Annotated in this window: 2 protein-coding genes; both read left to right on the top strand. The window is 69.7% G+C overall.

The genetic code is table 11. The features are described 5' to 3' along the window. The first annotated feature begins 100 nt into the window (after nucleotides 1-100). Nucleotides 101-907, top strand: coding sequence for a diaminopimelate epimerase (dapF, locus tag VN047_RS15135; RefSeq protein WP_325544071.1), 807 nt, complete (start codon nucleotides 101-103; stop codon nucleotides 905-907). Further along, the coding region (locus VN047_RS15130) for a radical SAM protein (RefSeq protein WP_325544069.1) at nucleotides 904-1,912 on the top strand (1,009 nt) is incomplete at its 3' end. The genes dapF and VN047_RS15130, both read left to right, overlap by 4 nt.

The following is a 1,912-nucleotide window of genomic DNA, read 5'->3' as shown; positions in this document are numbered from 1 at the left end:
CCCCGCCCGCGACGCCAGCGAAGACGCGCCGCTGCGCAAGACGGCCTGATCCCGCCGCATCGCTAGACTTCGCGCGCCCGCGCCCTTACATGCGCGGACTATGGCAGACCGCTTCACCAAGATGCATGGCCTCGGCAACGACTTCGTCGTGATCGACGCGCGCGTGGCGCCCGTCGAGATGACGCCGGGGCGCGCGCACGCGATCGCCGACCGCCGCCACGGCATCGGGTGCGACCAGCTGATCCTGCTCGAACCGTCCGCAAATGCCGACGTCAAGATGCGCATCTTCAACGCCGACGGCGGCGAGGTCGAGGCGTGCGGCAACGCGACGCGCTGCGTCGCGACGCTGATCGGCAAGCCCGCGGTGATCGAGACACTGGGCGGCATGCTGCGCGTCACGCCGGCCGATGGTGGTGCCGAGGTTGTGCTGGGCGAGCCCGAATTCGACTGGGAGCATATCCCGCTCGCCATGCCGATGGACACGCGCGACATGCCCGTCGCGTGGGACGAACTGGAGCATGGCGCCGGGGTCAATGTCGGCAATCCGCACATCGTCTTTTTCGTGCCCGAGGCCGATGCCGTTCCGCTCGCCGAGCTCGGCCCGCGGATCGAGACCGATCCGCTGTTTCCCGAGCGCGTCAACGTCAATGTCGCAAGCCTCGATGGCGAGAACCAGCTGCAACTGCGCGTATGGGAACGCGGCGTCGGGCTGACGCAGGCGTGCGGTACCGGTGCGTGCGCGACCGCGGTCGCGGCGATCCGCGCCGGCCTCGTCCAGTCGCCGGTGACGGTCTCGCTGCCCGGCGGCGACCTCGTCATCCGCTGGGCACCGGGCGAGCCGATCGTGATGAGCGGCGCCGCGACGCGCGTGTACGAGGGCGAGACCGACTGGGCGCAGTTCGGATGAGCGCATCCCTCGCCGACCGGCAGGAGGTCGTCAATTTCGGTTGCCGGCTGAATATCGCCGAAGGCGAAGGGATTCGTGCGGCGGTCAGGGCCGCCGGCGCACGCGATACGATCGTTTTCAACAGCTGCGCGGTGACCGACGAGGCCGTGCGACAGGCACGGCAGGCAGTGCGGCGGGCGCTCCGCGAGCGGCCGGGCGCCGCGGTGGTGGTGACCGGATGCGCGGCGGAACTCGAAGCCGATCGCTTTGCCGAAATGGGCGCGCGGGTGGTGCGCAACGATGCCAAGAGCCTTGCGCAAAGCTACGGCGGCGAAGCTGCCGCTGTCGCCGCCCTGCCCTATGCGCCGGCCCTTTCGGGCGCCGATCATGCACGCGCCTTCCTTGGCGTCCAGACGGGCTGTTCGCATAGCTGCACCTTTTGCGCGACGGTGCTCGCACGCGGGACGGCCCGGTCCGCGACCGTCGATGCCGTCCGCGCATCCGCGCAGACCGCCATCGATCGCGGGCAGCGCGAGATCATCCTGACCGGGGTCGACCTTGCAAGCTATGGCGACGACAGCGGCACCAGCCTCGCGACGCTGGTCGAGGCTTTGCTGGCGTTGCCGATCGAGCGGCTGCGCCTGTCGTCGCTCGACCCCGACCGGATCGACGATGCGTTGTTCGCGCTGCTGACCGGAGAAGCGCGGGTGATGCCGCACGTCCACCTGTCGCTGCAGGCGGGCGACGACATGGTGCTGACGCGCATGAAACGCCGCCACCGCCGCGCCGATGCCTTGGCGCTGATCGAACGGCTCAAGACCGCGCGGCCCGGACTTGCGATCGGCGCCGACCTGATCGCGGGCTTCCCCACCGAAGACGAGGCAATGTTCGCGAACTCGCTGGCGCTGATCGACGACTGCGACATCGTTTTCGGCCATATCTTTCCCTATAGCCCGCGTGCCGGAACGCCCGCGGCGCGAATGCCGCAGGTCGGGCGTGCCATCGCCCGCGAACGCGCGGCGATGC

The sequence above is a fragment of the Sphingopyxis sp. genome (assembly GCF_035565275.1).
In the GTDB taxonomy this organism is placed as follows: Bacteria; Pseudomonadota; Alphaproteobacteria; order Sphingomonadales; family Sphingomonadaceae; genus Sphingopyxis.
The sequence above is the reverse complement of the archived record's forward strand: the minus strand, read 5'-3'. Positions and strand labels throughout refer to the sequence as shown.